The following is a 25862-nucleotide window of genomic DNA, read 5'->3' on the forward strand; positions in this document are numbered from 1 at the left end:
CCCTTCGTTCAACGACCGCGCAGCATGCTAAGCAGCGAGCGCGGCACGAGCGCGACCATCACGACGTGCACGACCACGAACGCCGCCATGACCGCCATCGCACAAAAGTGAACGACGCGCGCGTTGTCGTAGCCGCCCATCAGTTCACGCAGCAACGGAAACTGCACGGACTTCCAGATCGCAAGACCGGACAGCACGAGCACGATGAGATCGAGCACGACCACGAGGTACGCGAGCTTCTGCACCGCGTTGTACTCGCGCGGATTCTCGTGCGAGAGCTTGCCGCGCATCGCCGCAACGAGGTCATGCACGACCGCGCGAGGCGATAACGGAAAGAACTTCGAGAAGAAGCGTCCGCTCGCGACGTTCAGCGCGAGATAGACGAGTCCGTTGAAGACGAGCAGCCACATTGCGGCGAAGTGCCACTGGAGCGCGCCGCCGAGCCAGCCGCCGAGCGTGATGGAAGGCGGAATGACGATGCGCGCGAAGACCGGCGACGCGTCGTAGATGCGCCAGCCCGAGAACATCATGATGAGCGCGGCCACGGCGTTGAGCCAGTGCGTGATGCGCAGCCACAGCGGATGAACCGGATGCTTGCGTTGCAGGCTGTCGGGCGGGGCGTCGAGTGTCGTGTCCATGATCGTTGCCGATAAGGGTGATGTACTCGTGAATTCGCTCGCCGCGTCGGCCCGGTTACAGGGCGTGTCGGGAAAATTTTTCGATGCAAGTTTCACGTTGCGCTGTAACCGCGCGCGCTTCGCAAGCGAACTAACGTACGCAAGCAACGACCCGCTCCCAGCAACGCATACGATGAAGACGATTGGCGCAAAGGCAGCCGGCATTGCCGCTCGCCGTGGCTTCGGCTATTCTGAAACGCTCGATCTAAAATGCGGTCGGGCTTACGCCGCGCTTGCTGTTTGCATCGCGCCGCGTTCGCTCGCATCGTCCTTCCGTCGCCTTGCCTTCACGGGACTCGCCTTGCATGACGCGGAACATCGCCTGAAGACGCTCCTTAGCTCCGGCCTCGAAGGCGACCAGAACGCCTATCGCGGTTTTCTGCAGACGCTGACGCGGCATCTGCGCGGCTATTTGCGCAAGCGCATTCCTCAGCATCGCGATGACGTGGAAGACCTCGTGCAGGAGATCTTGCTGGCGGTGCACAACGCACGTCACACCTACCGCATGGAAGAACCGCTTACTGCATGGATTCATGCCATTGCGCGCTATAAGCTGATGGACTTCTTTCGCGCGCGATCGCGTCACGAGTCGCTCAACGATCCCCTCGACGATCACGACGATCTCTTCGCCGTCACCGACGACGAACCCGCTCAAGCTCGCCACGACCTAGGCAAGCTCTTGCAGCAGCTGCCGGACAAGCAGCGGCTGCCGATCGTTCACGTCAAGCTGGAAGGGTTGTCGGTCGCGCAGACCGCACAGCTCACGGGGCTTTCGGAATCCGCCGTGAAGGTGGGCGTGCATCGCGGACTCAAGGCGCTCGCCGCACGCATTCGCGGCTTTAGAAGCGAGGAATCCGATGCGAACCGATGATCTGATCGATCTGCTCGCCGCCGGCGATGCGCGCGTCGATCGCGCGGCCGTCGCCCGCCGTTTCGCGCAGGCGCTGCCGCTCGGTTTCGTCGGCTCGGTGCTCTTGATGTTCGTGGTCTACGGACTGCGCCGCGATCTGGCGAGCGTCGCGCAGACGGCCCTGTTCTGGGCCAAGGTCGCGTTCCCGCTATGCGTAGCGGTCGGCGCGCTGATCGCCGTGATGCGGCTGGGTCGCCCCGGCGCGCGCGGCGGTTACGCGTGGCCGATCATCGTGCTGCCTTTTATCGCTGTGTGGCTGGCGGGCGCGCTCGTGCTTGGGCAGGCGACGCCCGCTGAACGCCTGCCGCTCGTGCTCGGGCAGTCGTGGCGCACGTGTCCGTTCAATATCGTGCTGCTCTCCGTGCCCACGTTTCCCGCCGCGCTGCTTGCCGCAAGAAGTCTCGCGCCCACTGATTTGCGCATGGCGGGCGCGGTGGCCGGCCTGCTGTCGAGCGCGCTCGCGACCATCGCCTATTGCCTGCACTGTCCGGAGATGAGCCCCGCGTTCTGGAGCCTCTGGTATGCCATCGGCATGCTGTTGCCGGCCGGCATCGGCGCATGGCTCGGGCCGCGCGTGCTGCGCTGGTAGCGCTAGCTCGCGCGGCGGACTCTCGCGCGGCTCTTGGTTGCGCCCAGCATGGCGAGCACCGGGCGCGCCGCGCCTTCGAGCAACTCGCGCCGCGGGTTGACCCGCGCCAGCACGCGCAAGCCCATGAGCGAAGCGAGCAAAGCCTTGGCGATATCGTCGGCCGATAAGGTCGCCGCTATGGTCCCGTCGTCCTGTCCCGCGCGCACGCAGCGCGTGAAAAAGCCTTCGATCTCCTTGAGCACCGCGCTCAACGCGCGATGAATCTGACGGTCGTGCGGCGCGAGTTCGAGCGCCGAATTAACAACGAGACAGCCCTTGCGATGCGGATCGCGCACCGACAGTTCGATGATCTCGTCGAAGAACGCGAGAATCGCATCGCGCGGCGGCAGACGATGCTCGAAGCGCCGCACGCGGTCGCGAAAACCGTGCTCCACATAGCGTTTCAGCGCGCGTTCGAAGAGCGCGCGCTTGTCGCCGAAAGCGTTGTAAAGGCTAGCCGCCGTGAGGCCCATCGTTGCCGCGAGATCGCGCACGGAAGTCGCTTCATATCCCCGCGACCAGAATTGCGCGGTGGCCGCATCGAGCGCGGCTTCCTCGTCAAATTCACGCGGACGCGGCATGATCGAGCTTCTCCTTCACGCCGTCTTCGGATAGTTCGACGGGAACAACGCGCGGCGCGTCTCTTCGTCGTTGACCATCTTGAACGCGTGCTGCTTGTTCAATGCGCGAGCGCGCGCAACGGCAGGGCGTGCGTCGATGGCGGCGAACCAACGCTGCAACTCGGGATACGCGGCCAGCGGCGCCTCGGTCGTCTTGAACACACGCGATGCCCGGTCGATCCAGCCCCACGCGGACATGTCGGCAATGGTGAAGCTATCGCCGACGATGTACTCGCGACCTGCGAGCCGATCATTCAGGACCTGATAGTGCCGGTCCGCTTCGCGCCGATAACGGTTCACCGCATAGTCGAGACCTTCGGGCGCCGCATGCTGAAAGTGCACGGCTTGCCCGGAGAACGGCCCAAGGCCCGTGGCGATGAACATGAGCCACGACAGAAGCTGCGGGCGGTCTTCCCGCGTGCCGAGAAACTGGCCGGTCTTTTCCGCGAGATAGAGAAGGATGGCGGTCGAATCGAACACCACGGCTTCCTTGCCGCCCGGGCCTTCCGTATCGACGATGGCGGGCACCTTGCCGTTCGGGTTGATCGCGCGGAATGCGGGCGTATGCTGCTCGCCTTTGCTGGTATCTACTGGCTTCAGTTCATAAGGCACGCCCGCTTCTTCGAGAAACAGCGCGACTTTTGCGGGGTTGGGCGTGGGATGGAAGTAGAAGTGGATCATGCGAGCGCGCTCCGGTTTGGCAGGCGATCATTTTAGATCGCTCGCTCCAAAACGCGCAATGACGCCTGCTTCTCTTAAGCGCAGAGCTTTCGCACGACCGACTCGATACTGACTTCACCCTTCACGATATCTTCGCCAGCTCCTTCAAAGTCGATCCATCCTTCATTGAAGCCGTCGAGCATGCGGATGCGCGGCATCGGATTTCTCATGCCTTGCTGCTCGAACATGTCGCGCCAACTCTCACGCGGCACGGCTTGCGCGGCGACCGGCTTGCCGAGCACGGCAGAGAACGCCGCAGCGATATCGCACGGGCTGACGCGTTGCGGGCCTTCGAGTTCGACGACCCGCGTGCCGTGCGATTCGTCCTGAAGCAACCGCGCGGCGGTTCTGCCGACGTCTTCGGTGGCAACCATCGGAATCGCGCGATCCAGCGGTTGCAGGAACGAGTGGACGACACCTTCTTCGCGGGCCGATTGTACGTCCCATGCGCTGTTCTCCATGAACCAGCCGGGGCGCAGGAAGGTCACGGGTATCGGCTGCGCGATGAGCGCGTCTTGCAGCAACGTGTGCTGCGTGAGCAGATTCGTTTCCTGCGCCTGGGCGCCGATGGTCGACAGGCACACGATCTTGCGCGTCTTTGCACGCTGCACCGCCGAGACGATGACTTCAATGACTTCGCGCGTTTCCGGAAAGCCGGGCGACGGATCGAACTGCGGCGGCAGCAGAATGAACACGCCATGCGCGCCTTCGAACGCCTGCGCCAGCGCGTTCGCATCGTTCATGCGCGCGTTCGCGACCTCGCAGCCACGCGCCGCCCAGCGCTCGCCCTTTTTCGCGTCGCGCACGACCGCGCGAACGCTCTGTCCCGCTTGCAGCAGCGCATCGGCGAGCGCGCCGCCCACTTGTCCGCTGATACCCGTGATGGCGTACATGTTTGCTTTCTCCTTGCGAATCGGTTGATGTCTTGCTTCGACGACTCGCATGGTAGGCGGCGGCCCGCGCTGGTGAAATGCCGTCCGCGTCATTACATTGATAACGCGGCAGCACGAATGAAAAAGCCCCGCTCGCGAGAGGGCCGCGAACGGGGCTTCGACACCAAGAGGACGACGCGTGCTTCAGGTCACCGGCGCCGGATTGAACAGCACGAGCGCGTTGTGCAGCTTGAGCTTCTCGGCGCGCGTTTGCTTGCGCCCGCTCGCAACATCGAGCATCAGACGGAACAGTTCCCAGCCCACGTCCGCGATGCTCGCCTCACCCGTGGCGATCGTCCCGGCATTCACGTCCATCAGGTCATGCCAGCGGCGCGCGAGATCCGAGCGCGTCGCGACCTTGATAACCGGCACTTCCGCGAGACTGTACGGCGTGCCGCGCCCTGTGGTGAAGACATGCAGATTGATACCCGCGGCCAGTTGCAGCGTGCCGCAGATGAAGTCGCTCGCGGGCGTCGCCGCGTAGATCAAGCCCTTCTGCTTGACCTTCTCGCCCGGCGACAGCACGCCCGAAATGGTGGAGCTGCCCGACTTGACGATAGACCCCATCGCCTTCTCGACGATGTTCGACAGCCCGCCCTTCTTGTTGCCGGGCGTCGTGTTCGCGCTGCGGTCCGCGCCGCCGCGCTTCAAATAATCGTCGTACCACTTCATCTCGCGGATGATGGCCGCGGCCACTTCGCCGTTCGCGGCGCGCGCCGTGAGTTGCGCGACGCCGTCGCGCACTTCGGTCACTTCCGAGAACATCACGGTCGCGCCCGCGCGCACGAGCAGGTCCGTCGCGAAGCCGACCGCCGGGTTCGCCGTGAGACCGGAGAACGCATCGCTGCCGCCGCATTGCACGCCGACGACCAGATCGGATGCCTGACACGTCTCGCGGCGGCGATTGTTGAGCCGCTTCAGGTGCGTTTCGGCCATGAGCATGATGGAATCGATCATCGACTGGAAGCCGACGTGTCCCTCGTCCTGCAGCACGACCGCGCCACCGTTCGCCTCGCTTTCCATGTCGCCGATATCGGCAATGGCGTCGTCGAGCGCGGCGGCCGCGATCGGAATCGTGCCGGGCGGCATCAGGCGTTCGGGCTGGAGCTTTTCGCAGCCAAGGCTCACCATCATCACTTCGCCGCCGAAGTTCGGGTTCAGCGCGATGTTGCGCACGGTGCGGATAGGCACCATCGCGTCCGGCGCTTCGATCGCGACGCCGCAGCCGTACGAGTGGCCGAGGCTCACGACATCATCGACATTCGGGTAGCGCGGCAGCAGTTCCGCCTTGATGCGATCGACCGCGTGCTGCACGACATCCGCCACGCACTGCACGGTGGTCGTGATCGCGAGGATGTTGCGCGTGCCCACGGTGCCGTCCGCATTGCGATACCCCTCGAACGTGAAGCCTTCGAGCGGCGAGGTATCGGGCGCCTTGATGGTCGCGATGGGCAGATCGTCGAGCTCGGGCGGCGTCGGCATGCGCAACACGTGCTCGTTGATCCAACTACCTTTGGGCAGGTCCTTCAGCGCATAGCCGATGACCACGTTGTAGCGGATCACGGCATCGCCTTCCGCGAGATCGGTGAGGGCCACCTTGTGACCTTGCGGCACCCGTTCGCGCAGCACGAGCCCATCGGCAAACGTCGCGCCTTCGCCGAGGCCTCCGTCGTTCACGACGATCGCGACGTTGTCATCCGGGTGCACGCGAATATAAAGCGGCGGCTGATTCATTCTCGACAATCCCTGGTGCATGACGGCCCGCGCCGTCGTGGAGTTATGTCATCCTACAACATCTCGATCGTGTCCGGCTCGGTGTTTACCCGAAAAATTCGCCGCTATGCCGCGCATCAGTTGCCGCAAGCACGGTCGTGTTGTACGATGACCTATAAGCGCTGCATTCGCCGGACGCTGCCAAACGAGACATAGATCATGACGACACCGCAAGAACTCAAGCAAATCGTATCCGAGGGCCTGCTCTCTTTCCCCGTGACCGACTTCGACGCGCAAGGCAACTTTCGCGCCGATACGTATGCGGAACGTCTCGAATGGCTCGCGCCGTACGGTGCGTCCGCGCTGTTCGTCGCGGGCGGCACGGGCGAGTTCTTCTCGCTGACGCAGCCTGAATATTCGCAGATCGTGCGCACGGCCACCGAGGTCTGCAAAGGCAAGGTGCCGATTCTCGCGGGCGCGGGCGGCCCGACGCGCACGGCCATCGCCTTCGCGCAGGAAGCGGAGAAGAACGGCGCGCAAGGCATTCTGCTGATGCCGCACTATCTGACGGAAGCCTCGCAGGAAGGCATCGCGGCGCACGCCGAACAGGTGTGCAAGGCCGTGCCGAACCTGGGCGTCATCATCTATAACCGCGCGAATTCGAAGCTCAACGCCGATATGCTGGAGCGTCTCGCGGACCGCTGCCCGAACCTCATCGGCTTCAAGGACGGTGTCGGCGAGATCGAAGCGATGGTGACGATTCGCCGCCGTCTCGGCGACCGCTTCTCGTACCTCGGCGGCCTGCCGACCGCGGAAGTCTACGCGGCGGCGTACAAGGCGCTGGGCGTGCCGGTGTACTCGTCGGCGGTGTTCAACTTCATTCCGAAGACGGCGATGGACTTCTACCGCGCCATCGCGGCCAACGACCACGAGACCACCGGTAAGCTGATCGACGAATTCTTCCTGCCGTATCTGGCCATTCGCAATCGTCGTCCGGGCTATGCCGTGAGTATCGTGAAGGCTGGCGCGAAGCTCGTCGGACACGATGCCGGTCCGGTGCGCGCGCCGCTCACGGATCTGACCGATGAAGAAATGAGCCAGCTCGATGCATTGATCAAGAAGCTCGGCGCGCAGTAACGCACGTTCGCCTCGAAAACACGCCCCGAGCGCCGGACTTGATGCGGCGCTCGGGGCGTTTCAACTGGCGCTCAAGAAGCCGCGACCACGCGCAGCTCGACTGCATCGCCGCCCGCAGCGATCTCGAGCAGGCGATCCACATTGGGATGCGCCCCCGGACGATTGCGCGCGTCCGCCGTATGTTCCGCGAATACGAGCAACCCGTGCTCGGCGGCTTGCGCGTTCAGCGTGCCGAATGTCTGTTTCAGGTAGTGATAGACAGCAAGCGAGCCTTGTTTACCCGGCTTGTTTTCGATGCTCGCGACGACATCGCCCTTCGCATCGATCAGATCGATGCGCTCGATGCCTTCGATCGAAGGCAGTTGCGCCAGGTTGTCCTTGAATACGCTGCTCGGCTGAATCACGAAAGAGGCTCCGTCATGGTCGGTGAATGAGGCGGAGTATCTTAATCGATTCACGCATCAGAAGACGTGCATGAGGCCGACATATGCACCGGTCTGCGATTCTCCGGCGAGCGGGCTCGTGCTCGTGCTGGCGTCCGAGTTGCGGGGCGTCGCGAATACGGAGAACGTCCCGTTCGCGCTGTTGCGCACATAAGCCACGGTGCCGTAGACGAACGTGCGCTTCGTGAAGTTGTAGGTGGTGCCGAGCGAATAGAGCATGGCGTGACTCGCGGGATCGTGCGAGGCGTCGCCCGCGCCCTCGCCTACATGAACATAGAAACCCGCTGCCGTGACGGCCCATTGCGGCGTCGCCTGATAGGTCGCGCCGAGCCAGTAGTGGTCCGCGCTATCGGCGATACCTGCTGGCGTATCGGGCGCCGCGTAGTGCGTATAGGCAGCCTGAATCTTGAACTTGTCGACCTTCAGGTTCGCGCCGACGAAGTATTCCCGCGACGACGCGAAGATATTGCTCAAGCGCCCGTTCTGGTCGCGCAACTCGTCGTAGATGCCGCGCACATCGAGAAGCGGCGTATGATAGGTGAGCATGATGCCTTCGGAACGGCCGAACTCACCCGGTGCGCCGCTGTTGAATGCACCGGGTTGATTGCCGAACGCATACTGGCCCTGAACATCGAAGCCATGAAACACGGGGCTATGGTATTCGACGTTATTGCTTGTCTGCTGCCAGTTGCGTCCGCGCACGAGCGATGCCGAGGACACCGCTTCCTGCACCATCGGATCGAATTCCCAGACGCCGTCGCTGTCGATGAAAAGATTGCGGCCCGCCTGAATCTGGCCCCAGGTTTTCGAATTGATGCCCACATAGGCGCGCCGCGAGAACATGCGGTCGCCGCCCGTTCTGCCGTTCATGATCTGCAGCGCGGTCTCCAGGTCGAAGACGGCGCTCATGCCGCCACCCAGGTCTTCGACACCTTTGAGACCGAACATGCTCGTGCCCCAGTCGCCGCCTTCCGCGCTCCATCGCGTGGCATTGCCGCCCGCGCCGTTCGCGACGTGATTCAAATATTCGATGCCGCCGTCGAGCCGGCCGTATAAGGTGACGCTGGATTGCGCGCAGGCGGTGGACGTGAATAGAAGAAGGCCGGCCGCTTTGCAAAGTCTGATTGTCGTGTCTTTCCTCATGTGCCGCTCCATGTCCGTGGCGTTCGCCAACGCTGATTTTCGTTCGGCACGAACATAGCACTATCTCGTGAACATCGCAGAAGCGGCCCGTGCGATGCGCGTCGACTTCGGTGCGTGCATTAAAAAGAAAAAAACGGGCGGGCGCGGCCCGAAAGCCGCGCACCGCCCGTCAAGATGAAGCCGCGTCTACAGTATCAGCCGATGCTCAACGCTGCGAGATGGTCGCCGTGTTCTTCGAGCCGGCTTGCGTCAGCACCGCGCTGTTGCCGGAGCCGGCTTGCGCGACCGAGCCCGTGTTCGCATAGCCGATCTGCGTGATCACGCCCGTGTTGCCCGAGCCGCTTTGCGAAGCCGTCGCGCTGTTGCCGATGCCGTTCTGCGACAGCAGAAGCTCTTCGTTCTTGCCCGACTGCGTGGCGGTCGCCACGTTGAAGTCGCCGTATTGCGCCGACAACAGCGTCGATTCGATAGCGGCTTGCTGCGTCAGGGTCGCGTTGTTGTTCGTGCCCGATTGCACCGAGGCCAGAACGTTGTTGCGGCCGCCCTGTTGCGTGGCGATCGCTTCGTTGGTGCTGCCGTATTGCGTCACCGACGTGGTGTCGTTCGACTCGTTGTACTGGTTCACGTACGTCTTGTTGTAGAGCGCGCCGCTCTGGACGATCGTCGTCGTTTCATTGACGGCATTGCCCTGATTCACTTGCGCGAAGTTCGGTGCGAACGCGCCGCTCTGGTCGATGCTCGTCTTGTTGCCGCCGCCGTTCGACGAGAAGACCTTCGCGATCTCCGAGCCGTTTTGCTTGATCGACACCGTATCGCCGAGTTCGTTCGTCTGGCCGACATACGCGTCGGTGCCGCCGCCCGTCTGCGTGATCGTCGTCTTGTTCAGACCGCCGCCGGTGGTTTCGACGTTTGCGATACCGTGATCACGGTCTTGCGACACTTGCACGTTGTTGCCGAACGTCGACGTCTGCGTAACGGTCGCGCTGCCGCCGTCGAGCTTGCCGAGGTTCTGGCCTTGATCGATGTTGACCGTGTTGCCCTGCGCATTCGTCTGCGTGATCTTCGCGGCGTTGTTCGAGCCGTTCTGGCGGATGCTGTCGTTATCGAAAGACGACGTCGTCTGAGCCACGTTCGCCGACGAGTTGCTACCCGTCTGGGTGATGCTCGTGCGCTCGGCAAACGCGCGGTCTTGCGTGACCGTCGCCTTCAGGTTCGAACCGCCGCTGCGCGACGACACGCCGTTTTGCGTGATGTTCGTGGTGTTGTAGCCGCCATCCTTCGAGGTGACGCTGGCAGCGGCGCCATCCGCGGTTTGCAGCACGTTCACGCGGTCGCCGATCGACGATTGTTGATCGACCGTCGCCTGATTCGCGTTGCCGAATTGCGAAACGGTAGCCGATTCGCTCGTCGAGGAGCCGGCTGCCAAAGCCGACGTGGAAGCCAGCGTTGCCAGACCCATAGCGATGATGATTGCCTTGACTTTCATTTTTATAGCCTCGTGGTTTGAGTTTTGAGTAACTTCTTTATTACCGACGGCTGGCAGCCCCTGCTGCCCCCGTTGCGACCGAACTGCGCCCTCTTATACCCTACGTACTGCTTACTACGGTCTCCTCGCGCCGTGACATGTCGCCAAGGCCGAAAAACGGGTTACTTCATCAGCACCGACGCCCGCGCGCCGTTGCCGTTCTGCATGACCTGGAGCCCCGCTCCATTGCGGCTTTGCAGGATGGACACTTCGTTGTTGTTGCCGAGTTGCGTCACTTGCGAAGACATCGAAGATCCGATCTGCGTCACCGTTGCTGCATTGCCGCTACCGCCTTGCACTGAGATCGACCGGTTGTACTGCCCGGCCTGATAACCGTTGTACTGATTGGCGTTGCCGCCTTGTTGCACGACCGACCAGTTGTCGTTGCCGGCCTGCGCGGTCACGGCTGCGTTCGCGATGCCCGCCTGATTCACGACGAGGCCGTTCTGCCCCGCCTGAATCCCGGTGACGCGATTGTTGGCGCCGTGCTGCGCGACGCGCGCAACCTGCGTCGCGCCGCCGAAGCCCGGCTCCGCGGGACCGAAGTCCGACACCGGCGAAAGGTCCGCTGCGAAGACGGCAAGCGAGAGGCTCACGACCGCGAACACGCCGGCGCACAGCGCGACTTTCGACGCCCGCCACGGCGCGCGCGGCGGTATCACTTGGTTAGGCTTGTTCATCGAATCAGCTTCCCAATGTTTTCGGCGGATCGATCTTCACCGCGCTATACGGCGGGTTCACGTCTTCCATCGTCTGCACGTAACCCTGGTTTTCCTGGAGATAACGCTGCATAGTCGGGTCGTACCAGTCTTTCATGTCCTTGAGCGCCCACGTCTGGTTCGCCACGCCCTGCACGATCAGATGCACGAGCGCCGATTCGATCGCCTCGTTCACGCACAACTGTTGCGGCTCGTTGCGCGTCATGCCGATTTCGGCCTGCAACAGATCCTTGAAGCCGATGAAGCGATACACGCCCGTATCGACCTGAATCGAGTAGATGGTCTTGGTCGTCGATACGCTATTGAGAATGGTGCCGTTGCGAATATCCACCGCGCGTAGGTTCACGGTCACCTGATCGACGCGATACTGCTGCGACGCCGAGATCCCGAGATACGCGACGCCCGCGCCGCCCGTGCGAATGTTCGAGTCATAGCCGACGATGCCGCCTTCCAGCACGATGTTCGCGGGCGCCAGCGCGCCGATCTGCGTGATGTTGGCGCCTGCACGGTTCTTGTCGTCGGGCGTTTCGAGCGCACGCATGATCTTGCGTTCGGTCAGCAGGTCCTGAAGATTCTCGCGTTCGACGGGCTGAAACCAGCCGGAATCGCGCATGGCCTTCACGAGAAACGACGCGCCGCCTTGCGTGACTTGCGACGAGAACGAGCTGTCCGGCGACGGCTTGTATTGACCCGTGAGGTCGCGAAAACCGTACACGGCCGCGTAGATCTTGCCCTTCGGCGGCGGCAGGTGCGTGAGATCGCGCGTGACGCGTGTCGGCGGCGTCAGCGTGGCATTGCCTGCCGAGGGCATCGGCGCGGTCACGCAGCCGGTGAGCAGCATCGCGGCAGCAAGCGTGGCGCCGAGCGCGGCGGTCCGGAATGTCTTGTTGTTCATGGCTTATGTGCGCTCGTCTTACTGGCCGTTGCCGACGATGAAAGTGGTGGATGCGCCGGTCGTTTTGTCGGTCGTCGTCACTTGCAGATTGCCGCCCGTGACTTGCGTGATCGCAATCGAGAAGTTGCCCGTGTTGATGGTCCCCGGATGCAGCGTGCCGTCGGTGCCGACGATCGAGCTCGAAATCGACGACGCCACGCGCGACAGAATCGCCTGCTGCAGTTGCGTGTTGAACTGGTCGAGCGTGGACTGTCCGCTCGTGCCGTAATCCGCGAGCGACGGATCTTTGTATTTGTTCTGCGCGTTCGCTTCGTTCAGCAGATTCACGCCGTTGAGCGGATTGCCGCCGAAGTTGGGATTCACCGGCTCATAGACGAGCGTCGTCGCGTGAGCGGCAAGCGGCGTCAGAAGCGGCATCGAGAGCGCGCAGGCGAGCATCGCGCTGCGGACAAGCGCCTTGGTTTTCATCGTGTTCCCCGTAGTTGGCCGTGTTGCTTTTATCAGAGTTCGTCGTTCGCCATGTCGGCGTCGCGAAAGAGCAGACGTGTGAGGTCTGCCTGCATGACGTTCTGGAACGCCACCTGTGCCGCGCCTTCCGCGACCGGCCGCACGTTGGCCCGCGCGATCGGCAAGAACGCCTGAAAGACGCGACGCTGACCGAACTCGACCCATACGAGGCTGCCGTAGCGCGCGGAAGGACGCTCGTGAACCGACACGACGTAACGCTCGCTCAACGGAATCGCGCTCCATGCCTGCGCGAACCAGTTATAGAAGTCCTGCCCTGCGAGCGTCACTGTGTCGGTGGTCACGACACCGCCGAGCGCATCGTCGAGCGGCTTCTGGCCGGTAATATCGGCTGTACGGGCGCGTGGCGTTCCCGCGAGCGTCGCGCTCTTTTCCAGCGACTCCGATGCGTTCACCGTGCCGCGTGGCGAAAGCGGCGCACCGTTCGCGGCTGGCAGGGGCGTCGTCTTGCCGACCGGGCTCGGCGTCGGCGTCGTCGGAAGCGAAATGAGCGGCTGCGCGGCAACGGACGGCTCCGCGTGCGCGGCGGGAACCGATTCGGCATCCTGAGCAAATGCACGGCTTGGCACGACCGATAAAGCGATGATGCACACTGCGATTGCACGCCCTTGGCTAGGCTGCTTTCTCTCTCGCTGCATGACTTCCCCGTATGTCCTTGGCCGCTATGGTGCCGCCTTCAGACGTTGCTTGTTGTTATTCGTTAGACGGAACGAATTTTGCGCAAAAGGGCCGAGTCGATATGTGGCATGCGCCACATTAGTCTGAGGAAATATTCGATTTCTGTAATGCGCTCGGGGATTGAATGAAGGCAAGCGAGTTCGATCGCCGACGAAACGTTTGCGCAAACGATAGTGTCGGACAGAGCCACGCTTTCGGTGCGGAGCTGTCGGTTGCAGCGCGACATTCGCGCTAGCGCGCGTGATCGCTCAAGCCGTTTCGATGCGCGAGGAGGCTTACATGGCGCGGCTTCGAAGTCTTCGACCTGCGCGCTGGCACAGGCGGTGCATGATGAACAGGGTGACCACTCACGCGTCACGACACCCAAACACTTAAGGGGCACTGCCATGAACACGCTCACCATCAAGGACCTGCCGATCTCCGAAGACCTCGACCGCAACGCTATGAAAAACGTGCGCGGCGGCGCGAAGACCGTCAACGAGGCCATCGGCGATACGGTCAAAATGCTGCATCAGATCGGATCGGTGCAATGCGAGTTCGTTTCGCATTCCTACGTGTGCTTTTGAGCCACGCGGCCGGCGTGGCGCTTTCTCTCACATGCGATCCACCGCGATCACCGCATCGGCGAACGCCTTCGGCGCTTCCTGCGGCAGATTGTGTCCCACGCCGCCCCCCACGTCGATATGCCGGTACTTGCCGGTAAACTTCTTCGCATACGCCGAGGGGCTCGGATGCGGCGCGGCGTTTGCATCGCCTTCCATCGTGATGGTCGGAACCGTGATCGGCGGCGCGGCCGCGAGGCGCTTCTCGAGCGCGTCGTATTGCGGCTCGCCTTCCGCAAGCCCCAGCCTCCACCGATAGTTGTGAATGACGACCGCGACGTGATCCGGGTTATCGAACGCCTGCGCGGAGCGCTCGAACGTCGCGTCGTCGAAATGCCACTCTGGCGATGCCGTTTGCCATATCAGCTTCGAGAACGCGCGGCGATTCGCTTCATAGCCCGCGCGGCCGCGTTCGGTCGCGAAGTAAAACTGATACCACCATGCGTACTCCGCTTTCGGCGGCAACGGCGCGCGATTCGCTTCCTGACTGCCGATGAGATACCCGCTCACGGACACGAGCGCCTTGCAACGCTCGGGCCACAACGCCGCGACGATATCTGCGGTGCGCGCGCCCCAGTCGAAGCCCGCGACGAGCGCCTTTTGAATGCGCAGCGCATCCATGAGCGCGATGATATCCACGGCGACGACCGCCTGCTGTCCGTTGCGCGGAGTATCGGCCGAGAGGAAGCGCGTCGAGCCGTAGCCACGCAAATAAGGCACGATCACCCGGTACCCCGCGGCCGCAAGCATCGGCGCGACTTCGGCGAAGCTATGAATGTCGTACGGCCAGCCGTGCAGAAGGATGACCGGCGGACCGTTTTCCGGGCCGGCCTGCGCATAGCCGATATTGAGCGTGCCAGCATTGATCTGACGGATATCGCCAAAAGAAGCCGCGCTCGCTGTGCCCGCCGACTGCGCGCGAACGAGACCGCTGAAGCCCAACTGCATCGCGCCGATACCTGCAATCGTCGCACCGAGCAAGCGGCGGCGCGAGCCGTTGATGTTCTCCGTCATGTCACTCTCCCGAAGGTGTCGTCGATGAAGCGCATGATGGACGCGTCGCGCCGTCCGAGCAAGAGCAACAAAGTTCACGTATCGTTGCTCAGTGAACAACGCTCACTGACGGGGACATGGTCATGCGAGAGATCAATCAGCAGCGTCTGCGCTACTTCAATGAGGTCCTGGCGCACGGCACTATTCGCGGCGCGGCGGATCGTCTGAACACGTCGCCTTCGGTGATTGCGCGGCAGATCAAGTTGCTCGAAGACGAACTCGACACGCTGCTCTTCGAACGTCAGGCGCGCGGCGTTCGTCCGACGGAGGCTGCGTTTCATCTGCTCGAATTCTGGCGCGGGTATCGTTCGCAGCAGGAGAAGCTGGAGGATCAGCTTCATGCGTTGAAGGGGCTTCAGCAAGGCAAGATCAGGCTTGCCGTGAGCGAGGGCTACGTCGACATGCTGGTGGACGACGTTCTCGCGCGGTTCTGCGCGCGTTATGCGGGCCTCGACGTAACGGTGGAGATGCTGGCCGTCGATGAGATCATCGAGGAAGTCGCGCAAAGCCGCGCGCATATCGGGCTCGCGTACAACCCGCCGCCGCACCCGCGCATCGAGGTCCGCGCAAGCTCGGCGCAGCCAGTGGTGCTGCTTGCACGGCGCGATCATCCGCTCGTCGAACGCGGCGGCGTGGCACGCATCGACGACCTGCGCGATTATCCGCTCGCCCTCATGCCGCCCACGTTCGGCATCGGCCACGTCGTGAAGATGGTGGAACTGGCGGAGGGCGTCTCCATCCGCGCGACACTCACGACCAACTCCCTCACCGCATTGAAGCGCATCGTGAGCGCGGGGGACTTCATCACGTTGATCGGTGCGTTCGCTGCGTATCGCGAGATTGCGAGCGGCGAGATGAAGACGGTGCCCATTGCGCACCCCGTCTTCGAGAACATTCAGGCGCGCGTGTTGTTGAAGGCGGGCAGGCCGCTCGCAGCCGGACCCCAGGCGCTGCTCACATGGCTGCTGGACGCCATGCCGATGTTCGCGCAACGTGACAAGCGTCGCAAGCGCTCAGCAAAATGATGTAACGGCGCTGCCCGCAGCCTTAACGCACGCCGTCTGCTTCCACGCAAGCGGCCTGCTCAAGCAATGCTTCGAGCGCAACCGGCCGCGAGCGGAGAAAGCCCTGCATCTTGTCGCAACCGGCTTCTTTGAGGCGTTCCAGTTGCTCCTGCGTCTCGACACCTTCGGCCACCACGATCACGCCGAGCTTGTGCGCGAGATCGATCACGCCTTCGACCACCGTGCGCGTCATCGCGTCGGTGGCGATGTTATCGACGAAGGACTTGTCCAGCTTCAGCACGTCCGGCCTGAAGCGCGCCAGATAACTCAGGCTCGAATAGCCGGTACCGAAATCGTCGATGGCGATGCGCACGCCAAGCGCGCGCAGTTTCGACAGGACGCCCTGGGCGTCGTCGACATTCTCGATCAGCGCGGACTCGGTAATTTCGAGCGTAATGCAATTCGCGTCGATGCCGGATCGCTTGATGACATGCTGAAGGACGGGAACGAGCCGTGGATCGCGCAACTGCTTCGGCGAGACGTTCACCGCGACCGACCGCACCTCGGGCACGGATGCGGCAAGGCGCCTTGCCGCCTGCACGGCTTCGCGAATGATCCAGTGCCCCGCCTCCACGATCAGCCCGCTTTCTTCCAGCACGGGCACGAACGCCGCCGGCGAAATGAGACCGATCTGCGGATGCTGCCAGCGCAACAGCGCCTCGACACCGACAAGCCCGTCCGTGTGGATGGAGTATTGCGGCTGATAGTGCAGAACGAACTGGTTGTCGCGAATGGCGCCGTGCAATTCGGTCTCGAGATGCGCGCGCGCGAGGTCGTCCTTCTCGCGCTCGCCGAACACGCGAAATGCGTTGCGGCCGGCGCGTTTTGCGGCATACATGGCCATGTCCGCGCTGATGAACAGCGTCTCGGGCGTGCGGCCATGTTCGGGGTACAGAGCAACGCCGATCGAGCATGTCATGTTGACGGTCTTGCAGCCGGTCTTGATCGGCCGGCTACAGGCAAGCGCAAGCCGTCTGCACGCGCGCTCGATCCGTTCCTGATCGAATGCGCCGGGAAGAACAATGGTGAATTCGTCGCCACCGGCACGCGCCGCGACTGCGCCTTGCGGCATAGCCTCGCCGATGCGTTCGGCAATCGCCTTGAGCACGGCATCGCCCGCGCTGTGGCCCGCCGTATCGTTGATGGACTTGAAGCGGTCGATGTCGATGAACAGATACGCGAACGGCTCGCCCGACGCGCATCGCTCGACGAGCGCATGCATCATCGCGTTGCGGTTGTGCAGTCCGGTGAGGCTGTCGGTGTTCGCGAGGCGATTGAGCGCCTGCAAGTTCATGCGTTCTTCGGTCGCGTCGACGCATACGCTGACTACGCGCGAGACCGCGCCGTCTTCGCTGACAGGATAGATGTCCGCGCGCACCCAGCGCGTGCGGTCGCCGGCAAGACACAAACGGAAATAGCTCTGCGACGGCGCGCCGCTATTCACGGCATCGCGCATCTTGGCGCGCAGGCCGGGCATGTCCTCGGAATGCACGCGCTGCATCCACGCCGTCTTGTCGGTTTCGAGCGCGGCCACGGGCATTTCCCACATGCGTTCGAACGCCGAGCTCACATGCAATAGTTCCTTGAAGTCATGGCTCGCGGTCCAGAAGACGGCATCGACGTGGTCTTCCATGTCCTTCTGCACGCGGGCATTGCCGCGCAGTTCCTCGATCAGATCGACTTCCGCCGTGATATCGCGCGATTTGCAGAGCACCGCGACGACGCAGCCTTCTTCGCCATAGACCGGCGCGAACGTGGACGTCCACCACTTCGGCGAGCCGGCCATCGTCGGGCATGCGCCCGAGAACGAAACGGACTGGCCCGCCTTCGCGTGTTCGAATGCCGCCCGCGCGTCCGCGCCGTCCCACAGCGCGAGCCAGTCGATGCCGACAATTTCCTTCGCATCTGCCGCTTCCAGCAGCCGCGTGCCGACATCGGAGATGCAGGTCACGCGGCCATCGAGATCGAGCAGCTTGATGCAGTCTTCGGCGATGGAAAGCAGCCCGTTCGAGAACTGCTGCGCGGCGAAGAGCTGGCGTTTGGACCGCAGCATGCAATGCACGACCGCCACGGCTGCGGCGCACGCGGCGCTCAGGACAAGCGCGCACGCATGCGGCACGAACGGCGTCAGGCACGCGACGAGCGCCGCGCCCAGCACCGCCAGCGCGTAGGCGTCGAACCGGCGCGCGCGTTCCACGTACGGCAGTCGCCGCGCGACGCTATCGCCGATCGCTCCGAGAAAATCGCTCGCTCTTTCCTGCACTGCTGTGGTCCCTTTCCGCCGTGAGTGCGGCGTTACTCGCTGCTTAACGGCGCGATGCGGAAAGTCTTGAGCCGGGCAATGCTCCGGAGAAATGCGGACGAAACCTGCCTCTGCGCGTGAATCAATGCGTGAGCGGCGCGCCTTTCAAGGCCGACGCGATTTCCCTCGCCAGCGTCTCCGCGCGATACGGTTTGCTCAACAGCGTCACGTTCGGACGCAGCACGCCGTCGCGCAAGATGATGTCGCGCGTGTAGCCCGAAACGTAGATGACGGGCACGGGCCGTGTCTGCGCGAACGCCCATTCCGCGAGATCGGCGCACTTCGTCTTGCCGGGCATCACCACGTCGGTCAGGATGAGGTCCACGCCGACGCCGCTTTGCAGCACGCTCATCGCGGCATCGCCGTTCGCGGCCTTGAGTACGGTGTAGTGCAAGGCTTCGAGAATGGCGACTGTCGACGAAAGCACGGCGGCATCGTCATCCACCACGAGCAGCGTCGCGCCGCCCGTCTGCGTGGCGAGCGGGCCGCCGGGCACGGCCACGGATTCTGGTTCGAAGCTGCGCGGAAAGTACAGTTCGACCGTGGTGCCCGAGCCTACCGTGCTCGATATGTCGATATGTCCGCCCGATTGCTTGACGAAGCCGAACACCATGCTCAAGCCGAGGCCCGTTCCGTGCCCTTCGGGCTTGGTCGTGAAGAACGGCTCGAACGCGTGTTCGAGCACGTGAGGGGCCATGCCCGAGCCGGTGTCGGATGCGCAAAGCCGCACGTATTCGCCGGGGCGCACGTCCTTGCCTTCGCACGCCGCTTCGCCGAGCACTTCGTTGGAGCATGTCAGCGTGAACTTGCCGTCGCCGCGAATCGCGTCGCGTGCGTTGATCGCGAGATTGAGCAGCGCATTTTCCAGCTGATTGCGGTCGACGCAGAAGTTCCAGGCATCGTCCGGCCAGTGCGTGCCGATGGACACCGACGCGCCAACGGCATGCTGCAACAGTTCGCGGATTTCACCGAGCAGGCGGCGCGGATTGATGACCACCGGCGACTGCGGCTGCCGCCGCGCGAACGACAGCAGCTGCGAGGCGAGTTTCGCGCCGCGCTCCACGGCCTCCATGGCGGCATGCACGCGCTCGGGCACGCGCGGGTCCGTCGGCGGAAGATACTGCAGCAATTGCAGATTGCCGCTGATGGCTTGCAGCGTATTGTTGAAGTCGTGCGCGACGCCGCCTGTCATCGCGCCGAGCGCCTCCATTTTCAGGCTCTGGCGCAGTTGCGCTTCCACCGCGATGCGCGCGGCGACCGCCTCCGATATCTTGTCTTCGAGGCCGCGCGTGAGTTCCTTCAGGCTCTCTTCCGCAATCTTGCGGTCGTGAATGTCAACGAGGACGCCGGGAAAGCGCAAAGGCCGGCCGCGTTCGTCGTAGTCGCAGCGGCCGCTCGCGAGAATCCACATCCATCCGCCGCCGGGCGTGCGAATGCGGTATTCCGCGCGATACGGCACGCCGTCGCGCACAGTGCGCTCGATCGACTCGTGCACATGCTCGCGATCCGCCGGATGCATGATGTCGAGCGCGGCCTCCAACGGCCAGCCCTCCGCCATCTGTTCGAAGGGAACCGAGAACGTGCGGGCGAAGCGTTCGTCGCCCAGAACGCGGTTGGACCCGATCTCCCACACGAACACGCCGAGCACGGCGCCCGAGTTCAGCGCGAGATTCAGGCGGTCGTTGGCCTCGCGCAAGGCGGCCTCCGCGACCGCGCGGTTGTGTTCGAGCAGCACGCGCTCGGTCGTATCGACGACGATGGCAAGCACGCCCGCAGGCGTGCCGTCGTCCGAGGCCACGGGACTGTAGTGCAGATCGAGCCACACTTGCGCCGGACGGCCGTGGGTCGCGAGCACGAAGCCGATGTCGTGGTACGACAGCGATTCGCCGCTCAAGCACGAGTCCACGACATTGCGGTTGAACTCCGACGCTTCCGGCCAGGCCTTTTCGATCGGCATGCCGAGAATGCCGGGATGCCGCGCGCCGGAGAACTTCGCGTACGCGTCGTTGTAGAGCAAGGTACCCTCTTCGCCCCATAGCACGGCCATCGGCAACGCATTGCGCAGCATCACCTGCACGACGGAGCGCAGCGCCTGCGGCCATTCGCCGATGCTGCGAAGCGGCGTGGCCGACCAGTCGAAATCGCGGATGGCGCGGGCTGTCTCCCCGACCCATGAATCGAGTTGAATTGAATCGATGGTGGTGGAAGTCAAGGCCGGCCTTTGTCGAGTTTTTGCGCAGGGAGCCTCACTCAAGAGCCGCGCGCTTCATGCGAGAGCATAAGGGCTATTGCGCTCGCACGCGCGAAAAAGACGCTCGTCGTCATGCGCGCCGCGCTGGACCGTCAGGAAGAATTGCGTGGCTTAAGGCGTCTTCGGCCGACGCACGACACGCACTTTGGCCGAGCGTCCGCCTCCGCAAAAGAAGCGGTCATGCCCGTCCGATTCCAGCCCCGAGATGCTCGCCCCCTCGGGCATGTCGAGCCGTTCGAGCACATGGCCCGTAGCCGGATCGACGTGCCGCAATTCGCTTTCATCGCCTTCCCATGTGGCGTGCCACAACTCGCCTTCGACCCACGTAACGCCCGTCACGAACCGGTTCGATTCGATGGTGCGCAGAACCTCGCCGCTCGTCGCATCGATCTGATGGATCTTGCGGTCACGGTACTGGCCGACCCAGAGCGTGCCTTCGCCCCACGCAAGGCCCGAGTCCGCACCGCCGCCGGGCGCCGGAATCGTCGAGACGACGCGGCCCGTTCGCGGATCGATCTTGTGAATGCGGTCTTCCGCAATCTGATAGAGATGCTCGCCATCGAAAGCCGTTCCCGCATGAGCCGCGACATGAAGCGTGCGTTGCGGCTCGCCCGTCGCGGGATCGAAAGCGTTGAGCGTATCGCCTGCCGCGAACCACACGGCATGACCGTCGAACGTCACGCCGTGCACGCCTTCCACATCCGGGAAAGGCCCGTATTCACGGATGATTTCTGCTTTCGCGCGTTTCATGGCTCGGTCCTCTCGTCGCGCATCGTTCGATGCATTGCGATGATGCTAGCCGCTCGCGAGGTCGGCGGGGAGTAACAAGGCCGGCGTGAATCCCGGCGTGGGCGGCGCGAGCCACCGGCGCGCGCGGCCGCGCCCGAACGACTGCACCTTGCCCGACGCGGCCAATGTTTCCAGCGCGCGTTGCACCGTGCGTTGGCTGGCGTTGAGCGCAAGGGCCAACGCGGAACTCGACCACGCTTCGCCGTCAGCCAGAAAGGCGAGCAGCGGCGCGTGCGCGTCGTCCAGAGGCCGCGCGAGCACGGCAACATGTGCCGCTCGGTGCGGCGCGAGCGCGTACCCGTCGCGCGTCGCCCGAATCTGCGCGAGCGGTCGCAGCAGCGTGCGCAAGCGTCCCATCTCGACTCGCAACCGCGCGCGATGCGTCTCGTCCGCGTGACGCATGCGAAACGCCGATGCAATCAGTCGATCGCGCGGCACGTCGTCGGGCGATGCCTCGCCGAGCAAGCGTGCGAGCGTGAAGAGCACCGGGCGCGTCGCGAGCGAGACGACTGTGTGCGCATCGCGCACGGCATGGCGGCAGGCGTCGATGACGAGCGTGTTCGATGCGAACAATGCTTCCACATCGTCCAGCAGGACATGACGCGTGTCGCCCTGTGCGATGAACCGCGCAGCGGGCGTATCGAGCAGCGCGCGCGCATGGTCGACTTCCGCGGACAGCGCTGCAATGCCCGCGACTCGCGCGGCTTGTCTCGCACGATGCAGCGCGGCGCGCGCTCTTTTCGCCTGAAGACGGCGCATGGCGATGCCCGCTTCGATCAGCGCATGCGCGGCAAGCAACGCGGGCGGCAGCGCGGACGCACCGAGCGCGCGAAGCGTCTCTTCGGCTTCGTCGATGCGCCCGATGAGGAGCGCGCGTCGCGCGTCGAGATAACGCGCGTGCGCCGCGTTGATGCGATCGCCGTGCGCTTCGAGCGTCGCGCGCGCGCGGTCCAGCGCCTTCGCGGGCCACGCGAGTTCCCGCGATGCGAGCGCAATCTCGGCTTCAGCCACGACGCAGCGGGCGCGCGCCACCGCTTCCTTCACGCCGAACGCGCGAGACGCGCGCCTGAGCAGCGTCTTCGCCCGCGGGAAGTCGCCGAGCTGCGCCATCGCGATGCCGCGCAGCGCGAGCGCGGGGGCATCGTCGCGCAGCGCCACGCGATTCAGCGCGCCGAGCGGATCGCCCGCCGCGAGCGCGCGCGCCGCCGCCGTCATCAACGAATCCATGCGAATCCCGACACGCTTGTCACTCCCCCGCGTCCGATGCCCCGCACTAATCTAACACCATGCATGGCGAGCCTTGCAATGATCCCAAACCGGTGCGCACGCACCGCCGCACAACGGAGGCAACGCAAATGACGACTCACACCACTGCGACACACAATGACTGGCTCGCCGCACGGCTCGATCTGCTGAAAGCGGAAAAGGAACTCACGCGCCGAAGCGACGAACTCGCGCGGCAACGTCAGGCTTTGCCGTGGGTTCGCATCGACAAGACGTATCGCTTCGATACCGAAGCCGGCGATGCCACGCTCGCCGACCTCTTTGGCGGGCGCTCGCAACTGCTCGTCTATCACTTCATGTTCGGACCGGACTGGAGCGCGGGCTGTCCGTCGTGCTCGTCGATTGCGGACGGCTTCGATGGCTTCGCAGTTCATCTCGCGCATCACGATGTCGCGCTGTGGGCGGTCTCGCGCGCGTCCATCGACAAGGTAACGGCCTATAAAAAGCGCATGGGATGGCGCTTTCCGTGGGCGTCCGCGAAGAATGGCGAGTTCAACTACGACTTCAACGTGTCGTTCACGGAGGCGCAGCAGCGCGCGGGCGACATCGAATACAACTTCGCGCGCGGCGGCCACGCGATGGACATGAAGGACGCGCCCGGACCCGTGAAGGCATTCGCCGCCGCTTGCGGGACGGACGCGCCGACCTTCACGCGCGATCGCCCCGGCATGAGCGCATTCGCGATGGAAGACGGCGTCGTCTATCACACGTATTCGGCGTATGCGCGCGGGCTCGATGCGCTGTGGGGCATGTATCAATGGCTCGATCGCGCGCCGAAAGGACGCAATGAGAACGGCACCTGGTGGAAACGCCATGACGAGTACGCGGACTGATTTCGGCATGCTGAGCGATGATGAGCGGCGCGGACTCGTCGCGCTGCTTGCCTTCGCGTTCGCGCTCAGTGCCGGGATGCTCGCCGCATGTCACGCGTGCATGCCCTCGATGGACTAGGCGCGTCCTTGCGGCCAGACGCCGCTCGGCGCGGCAGTCGCCTTCGTCGCGGCGTGGGCCGTCATGATGAACGCGATGATGCTGCCGCCCTTCGCGCAGACGTTGTGGCGCTACCACCGGTGCGGTGCGGCGGCGCTTGTCTCCATGACGGCGGGTTATGTCACGGCATGGTCGATAACCGGCATCGCGATGTATCCGATTTGCGCGACGTGGAGCGTGCCTTTCATGGCGAAGCCCGTCACGGGCGGCGCGGTGATTGTGCTTGCAGGCATCGCGCAGTCGAGCCGATGGAAGGCGCGCCGCCTCGCGCGTTGCCGCGCCGCCAGAGAGCATCGCTCGACGCTGCTTGCATCGTATGGACACGGCATGCGGCACGGCATGCAGTGCATTGCATCGTGCGCGGCGCTCACGGTGGCTTTATGCGTCGCGGGCATGACGGACCCCCGAGCAATGGCTGCGGTGACGTTCGCCGTCGCCGCCGAACGCCTGCTGCCTTTCGGGCATCGCGTGGCCAAAGGCATGGGTGTACTGATGATCGCAGCGGGCGCCGCGTGGATGCTTCACGCAGTCGCATGAAATAAAACGATCGGCCGTACGCTTTCCTCATCCATGTTTTCCCGGACTCAAGCGCGGCGCGATGCGGTCGATATACAAAGGTCGATGGATTCCCTCGGCCGCGCAGTGGGCGCAGCATCGCCGCCTCCGCGTGAATGACGCGATGCAGCCATTTCGGGGAATTCATGTTTTCGACTATCAAAGGGCGGCTGGCTCTGGCCATGACGCTGCTGAGCGCGCTTCTGATCGGTATCGGCGTGCTCGGGATCATCGGCATGACACGCGCGAACTCGGTGACGCATGACCTGTTCACCAATGAAATGCCGAGTGCGGTTTCCGTCGGCAACGCCGAGATGTTCATGGCTCGCGAGCGTCTGAGCTTCGACCGCGCCGCCTTGAACGTGGGCACGAGCGCGGCCGAAGACGCCATCGGGCGCGGCGCGATCATGCGCAAGACCTCGGACGAAGCCTGGGCCAAATACGCATCGCTGCCTCAGGATCCGGAAGAAAAGGCGCTCGGCGAGAAGTTCAATCAGCAGCGTCTCGCAATGCAGAAGCTGATCGACGAAGGTTATGCGGACGTGCGCGCGAAGGATCAGGAGAAGATCACCGCCGACGCCAGCACCATGCAGGCGGCGTTCAACGAATTTGCGAAGACGGGCGTCGCGCTGCGCAAGCTGCAGTTCGAATCGGCGCAACGCGCCTACGACGCGGGACAAGCCCAGTTCGAAACCTTCCGCCTGTTGAGCATCGCGGCGATCCTAGCTGGCGTGGCTGCCGCGATTTATTCGTGGGCGTCGCTGCGCCGCCGCATCGCGCGTCCGCTGGATGCCGCGCTCACGCAGTTCAGCGCGATTGCATCGGGCGATCTGCGCCGCGAAGTAACGGTCAGCTCGAACGATGAAATGGGCCAACTTCTGCGCGGCCTTTCGACGATGCAAGCGAGCCTCATCGAAACCGTGCGCTCGGTACGCTCGGGCAGCGAGTCGATCGCCTCTGCAACGAAAGAGATCGCAGCGGGCAATATCGACTTATCGTCGCGCACGGAACAGCAGGCTTCGGCGTTGCAGGAAACGGCGTCGAGCATGGATGAACTCACGGGCACCGTCAAGCAGAACGCCGACAACGCGCGGCAGGCGAGCACGCTGGCCGCCAATGCGTCGGAGATTGCGAGCAAGGGCAGCCATGTCGTGTCGCAAGTCGTCACGACAATGGGCGAGATCAATCAAAGCTCGGCGAAGATCGCGGACATCATCACGATCATCGAAGGCATTGCTTTCCAGACCAACATTCTTGCGTTGAACGCAGCCGTGGAAGCGGCGCGCGCAGGCGAAGAAGGACGCGGCTTCGCTGTCGTGGCGGGTGAAGTGCGCTCGCTCGCGCAACGTTCGTCGGCGGCTGCGAAGGAGATCAAGGAACTCATCGACACATCGGTCGAGCGCGTGCAGTCGGGCAGCGCGCTCGTCGACGAAGCCGGGCGCACGATGACCGAGATCAGCGGCGCAGTGCAGCGCGTGACCGACATCATGGGCGAGATCGCGGCGGCATCGGAAGAGCAGAGCAGCGGCATCGATCAGGTGGCGCGCGCCGTGACGCAGATGGATGAAGTGACGCAGCAGAACGCGGCGCTCGTCGAGGAAGCGGCAGCCGCCGCGCAATCGCTGGAAGATCAGGCGGCGGCGCTGCGCGCGGCGGTGGAGACGTTCCGGCTGCATGAGGTTGCGTGAACGCGTAAGGGGCACGCGC

The 25862-nt window shown here is 63.8% G+C and carries 24 protein-coding genes and 1 pseudogene; 8 read left to right on the top strand and 17 right to left on the bottom strand.

The annotated features are described in order from the left end of the window. Positions 1-8: 8 nt before the first annotated feature. Positions 9-638: a cytochrome b/b6 domain-containing protein gene (locus NCR37_RS20185; protein ID WP_250474602.1), complete on the bottom strand. Its 630-nt coding sequence runs from the start codon at positions 636-638 to the stop codon at positions 9-11. 340 nt (positions 639-978) lie between these two features. On the opposite strand from NCR37_RS20185, the gene NCR37_RS20190 reads away from it, so the two are divergent. After that, complete coding sequence (locus tag NCR37_RS20190) at positions 979-1548, top strand: sigma-70 family RNA polymerase sigma factor (protein ID WP_250474720.1); 570 nt, start codon at positions 979-981, stop codon at positions 1546-1548. Beyond that, positions 1535-2176, top strand: coding sequence for a DUF1109 domain-containing protein (locus tag NCR37_RS20195; protein WP_250474603.1), 642 nt, complete (start codon positions 1535-1537; stop codon positions 2174-2176). Before NCR37_RS20190 ends, NCR37_RS20195 begins: the two co-directional genes overlap by 14 nt. A gap of 2 nt (positions 2177-2178) precedes the next feature. On the opposite strand, the gene NCR37_RS20200 is transcribed toward NCR37_RS20195, so the two are convergent. From NCR37_RS20200 to garD, 4 genes are all read right to left on the bottom strand, one after another. After that, entirely contained in the window at positions 2179-2796 is a 618-nt protein-coding gene (locus tag NCR37_RS20200; protein WP_250474604.1) for a TetR/AcrR family transcriptional regulator, read from the bottom strand. Positions 2797-2811: 15 nt separating this feature from the next. After that, positions 2812-3516 (bottom strand): glutathione S-transferase family protein, encoded by a 705-nt coding sequence (locus NCR37_RS20205; RefSeq protein WP_250474605.1) that lies wholly within the window; start codon positions 3514-3516, stop codon positions 2812-2814. 74 nt (positions 3517-3590) lie between these two features. Then, complete coding sequence (locus NCR37_RS20210; protein WP_250474606.1) at positions 3591-4448, bottom strand: NmrA family NAD(P)-binding protein; 858 nt, start codon at positions 4446-4448, stop codon at positions 3591-3593. 183 nt (positions 4449-4631) lie between these two features. Further along, positions 4632-6221, bottom strand: a complete 1590-nt coding sequence (gene garD / locus NCR37_RS20215) for a galactarate dehydratase (RefSeq protein ID WP_250474607.1) — start codon at positions 6219-6221, stop codon at positions 4632-4634. Positions 6222-6419: 198 nt separating this feature from the next. Here garD and kdgD point away from each other — a divergent pair, with 198 nt between their 5' ends. Then, positions 6420-7337, top strand: a complete 918-nt coding sequence (gene kdgD, locus NCR37_RS20220; RefSeq protein ID WP_250474608.1) for a 5-dehydro-4-deoxyglucarate dehydratase — start codon at positions 6420-6422, stop codon at positions 7335-7337. Positions 7338-7408: 71 nt separating this feature from the next. Here kdgD and NCR37_RS20225 read toward each other — a convergent pair whose 3' ends face one another. The 7 genes from NCR37_RS20225 to NCR37_RS20255 form a co-directional block, all read right to left on the bottom strand. Continuing rightward, positions 7409-7741 (bottom strand): DUF2322 family protein, encoded by a 333-nt coding sequence (locus NCR37_RS20225; protein WP_250474609.1) that lies wholly within the window; start codon positions 7739-7741, stop codon positions 7409-7411. A gap of 57 nt (positions 7742-7798) precedes the next feature. Beyond that, the gene (locus NCR37_RS20230; protein ID WP_250474610.1) at positions 7799-8923 is read right to left on the bottom strand and encodes a porin; all 1125 of its coding nucleotides are present in this window, start codon (positions 8921-8923) and stop codon (positions 7799-7801) included. 205 nt (positions 8924-9128) lie between these two features. Next, the gene (locus NCR37_RS20235; RefSeq protein WP_250474611.1) at positions 9129-10409 is read right to left on the bottom strand and encodes a hypothetical protein; all 1281 of its coding nucleotides are present in this window, start codon (positions 10407-10409) and stop codon (positions 9129-9131) included. 161 nt (positions 10410-10570) lie between these two features. Further along, positions 10571-11128 (bottom strand): hypothetical protein, encoded by a 558-nt coding sequence (locus NCR37_RS20240; protein WP_250474612.1) that lies wholly within the window; start codon positions 11126-11128, stop codon positions 10571-10573. 4 nt (positions 11129-11132) lie between these two features. After that, complete coding sequence (locus tag NCR37_RS20245) at positions 11133-12062, bottom strand: CsgG/HfaB family protein (protein WP_250474613.1); 930 nt, start codon at positions 12060-12062, stop codon at positions 11133-11135. Between the two features lie 18 nt (positions 12063-12080). Continuing rightward, a complete protein-coding gene (locus NCR37_RS20250) occupies positions 12081-12530 on the bottom strand; it encodes a curli assembly protein CsgF (protein ID WP_250474614.1) in 450 nt (149 codons plus the stop codon). A 32-nt stretch (positions 12531-12562) separates the two neighbouring features. Next, positions 12563-13156: a CsgE family curli-type amyloid fiber assembly protein gene (locus tag NCR37_RS20255; RefSeq protein ID WP_250474615.1), complete on the bottom strand. Its 594-nt coding sequence runs from the start codon at positions 13154-13156 to the stop codon at positions 12563-12565. Between the two features lie 495 nt (positions 13157-13651). Here NCR37_RS20255 and NCR37_RS20260 point away from each other — a divergent pair, with 495 nt between their 5' ends. After that, positions 13652-13831 (top strand): hypothetical protein, encoded by a 180-nt coding sequence (locus NCR37_RS20260; protein WP_250474616.1) that lies wholly within the window; start codon positions 13652-13654, stop codon positions 13829-13831. 27 nt (positions 13832-13858) lie between these two features. Here NCR37_RS20260 and NCR37_RS20265 read toward each other — a convergent pair whose 3' ends face one another. Beyond that, positions 13859-14881 carry an alpha/beta fold hydrolase gene (locus tag NCR37_RS20265; RefSeq protein WP_250474617.1) on the bottom strand — a complete coding sequence of 341 codons (1023 nt, stop codon included), beginning with the start codon at positions 14879-14881 and terminating at the stop codon, positions 13859-13861. A gap of 122 nt (positions 14882-15003) precedes the next feature. On the opposite strand from NCR37_RS20265, the gene NCR37_RS20270 reads away from it, so the two are divergent. Next, complete coding sequence (locus tag NCR37_RS20270) at positions 15004-15945, top strand: LysR family transcriptional regulator (protein WP_250474618.1); 942 nt, start codon at positions 15004-15006, stop codon at positions 15943-15945. A 22-nt stretch (positions 15946-15967) separates the two neighbouring features. On the opposite strand, the gene NCR37_RS20275 is transcribed toward NCR37_RS20270, so the two are convergent. The 4 genes from NCR37_RS20275 to NCR37_RS20290 all read right to left on the bottom strand — a co-directional run bounded on the left by NCR37_RS20275 (position 15968) and on the right by NCR37_RS20290 (position 22553). Then, positions 15968-18247 carry a putative bifunctional diguanylate cyclase/phosphodiesterase gene (locus NCR37_RS20275; protein ID WP_250474619.1) on the bottom strand — a complete coding sequence of 760 codons (2280 nt, stop codon included), beginning with the start codon at positions 18245-18247 and terminating at the stop codon, positions 15968-15970. Positions 18248-18368: 121 nt separating this feature from the next. Further along, the gene (locus NCR37_RS20280) at positions 18369-20498 is read right to left on the bottom strand and encodes a hybrid sensor histidine kinase/response regulator (protein WP_250474620.1); all 2130 of its coding nucleotides are present in this window, start codon (positions 20496-20498) and stop codon (positions 18369-18371) included. Positions 20499-20648: 150 nt separating this feature from the next. Continuing rightward, entirely contained in the window at positions 20649-21287 is a 639-nt protein-coding gene (locus tag NCR37_RS20285; protein ID WP_250474621.1) for a Vgb family protein, read from the bottom strand. Positions 21288-21332: 45 nt separating this feature from the next. Next, positions 21333-22553 (bottom strand): helix-turn-helix domain-containing protein, encoded by a 1221-nt coding sequence (locus NCR37_RS20290; protein ID WP_250474622.1) that lies wholly within the window; start codon positions 22551-22553, stop codon positions 21333-21335. Between the two features lie 128 nt (positions 22554-22681). On the opposite strand from NCR37_RS20290, the gene NCR37_RS20295 reads away from it, so the two are divergent. The 3 genes and pseudogenes from NCR37_RS20295 to NCR37_RS20305 all read left to right on the top strand — a co-directional run bounded on the left by NCR37_RS20295 (position 22682) and on the right by NCR37_RS20305 (position 25843). Beyond that, positions 22682-23443, top strand: a complete 762-nt coding sequence (locus NCR37_RS20295) for a DUF899 domain-containing protein (protein WP_250474623.1) — start codon at positions 22682-22684, stop codon at positions 23441-23443. Between the two features lie 175 nt (positions 23444-23618). After that, positions 23619-24137 (top strand): annotated as a pseudogene (locus NCR37_RS20300) (copper chaperone); the annotation flags it as partial. Between the two features lie 164 nt (positions 24138-24301). Continuing rightward, positions 24302-25843, top strand: coding sequence for a methyl-accepting chemotaxis protein (locus tag NCR37_RS20305; RefSeq protein WP_250474625.1), 1542 nt, complete (start codon positions 24302-24304; stop codon positions 25841-25843). Positions 25844-25862 lie beyond the last annotated feature (19 nt).

It is taken from the genome of Caballeronia sp. GAFFF1, assembly GCF_023630705.1.
Taxonomy (GTDB): domain Bacteria; phylum Pseudomonadota; class Gammaproteobacteria; order Burkholderiales; family Burkholderiaceae; genus Caballeronia.

Bases quoted from the DNA above. Each gene is read 5' to 3' on its own strand.
- NCR37_RS20250 (WP_250474614.1), bottom strand. From the start codon at position 12,530: ATGAAAACCAAGGCGCTTGTCCGCAGCGCGATGCTCGCCTGCGCGCTC.
- NCR37_RS20285 (WP_250474621.1), bottom strand. From the start codon at position 21,287: ATGAAACGCGCGAAAGCAGAAATCATCCGTGAATACGGGCCTTTCCCG.
- NCR37_RS20210 (WP_250474606.1), bottom strand. From the start codon at position 4,448: ATGTACGCCATCACGGGTATCAGCGGACAAGTGGGCGGCGCGCTCGCC.
- NCR37_RS20195 (WP_250474603.1), top strand. From the start codon at position 1,535: ATGCGAACCGATGATCTGATCGATCTGCTCGCCGCCGGCGATGCGCGC.
- NCR37_RS20265 (WP_250474617.1), bottom strand. From the start codon at position 14,881: ATGACGGAGAACATCAACGGCTCGCGCCGCCGCTTGCTCGGTGCGACG.
- NCR37_RS20245 (WP_250474613.1), bottom strand. From the start codon at position 12,062: ATGAACAACAAGACATTCCGGACCGCCGCGCTCGGCGCCACGCTTGCT.
- garD (WP_250474607.1), bottom strand. From the start codon at position 6,221: ATGAATCAGCCGCCGCTTTATATTCGCGTGCACCCGGATGACAACGTC.
- NCR37_RS20270 (WP_250474618.1), top strand. From the start codon at position 15,004: ATGCGAGAGATCAATCAGCAGCGTCTGCGCTACTTCAATGAGGTCCTG.
- NCR37_RS20200 (WP_250474604.1), bottom strand. From the start codon at position 2,796: ATGCCGCGTCCGCGTGAATTTGACGAGGAAGCCGCGCTCGATGCGGCC.
- NCR37_RS20260 (WP_250474616.1), top strand. From the start codon at position 13,652: ATGAACACGCTCACCATCAAGGACCTGCCGATCTCCGAAGACCTCGAC.
- NCR37_RS20185 (WP_250474602.1), bottom strand. From the start codon at position 638: ATGGACACGACACTCGACGCCCCGCCCGACAGCCTGCAACGCAAGCAT.
- kdgD (WP_250474608.1), top strand. From the start codon at position 6,420: ATGACGACACCGCAAGAACTCAAGCAAATCGTATCCGAGGGCCTGCTC.
- NCR37_RS20205 (WP_250474605.1), bottom strand. From the start codon at position 3,516: ATGATCCACTTCTACTTCCATCCCACGCCCAACCCCGCAAAAGTCGCG.
- NCR37_RS20305 (WP_250474625.1), top strand. From the start codon at position 24,302: ATGTTTTCGACTATCAAAGGGCGGCTGGCTCTGGCCATGACGCTGCTG.
- NCR37_RS20290 (WP_250474622.1), bottom strand. From the start codon at position 22,553: ATGGATTCGTTGATGACGGCGGCGGCGCGCGCGCTCGCGGCGGGCGAT.
- NCR37_RS20235 (WP_250474611.1), bottom strand. From the start codon at position 10,409: ATGAAAGTCAAGGCAATCATCATCGCTATGGGTCTGGCAACGCTGGCT.
- NCR37_RS20295 (WP_250474623.1), top strand. From the start codon at position 22,682: ATGACGACTCACACCACTGCGACACACAATGACTGGCTCGCCGCACGG.
- NCR37_RS20230 (WP_250474610.1), bottom strand. From the start codon at position 8,923: ATGAGGAAAGACACGACAATCAGACTTTGCAAAGCGGCCGGCCTTCTT.
- NCR37_RS20240 (WP_250474612.1), bottom strand. From the start codon at position 11,128: ATGAACAAGCCTAACCAAGTGATACCGCCGCGCGCGCCGTGGCGGGCG.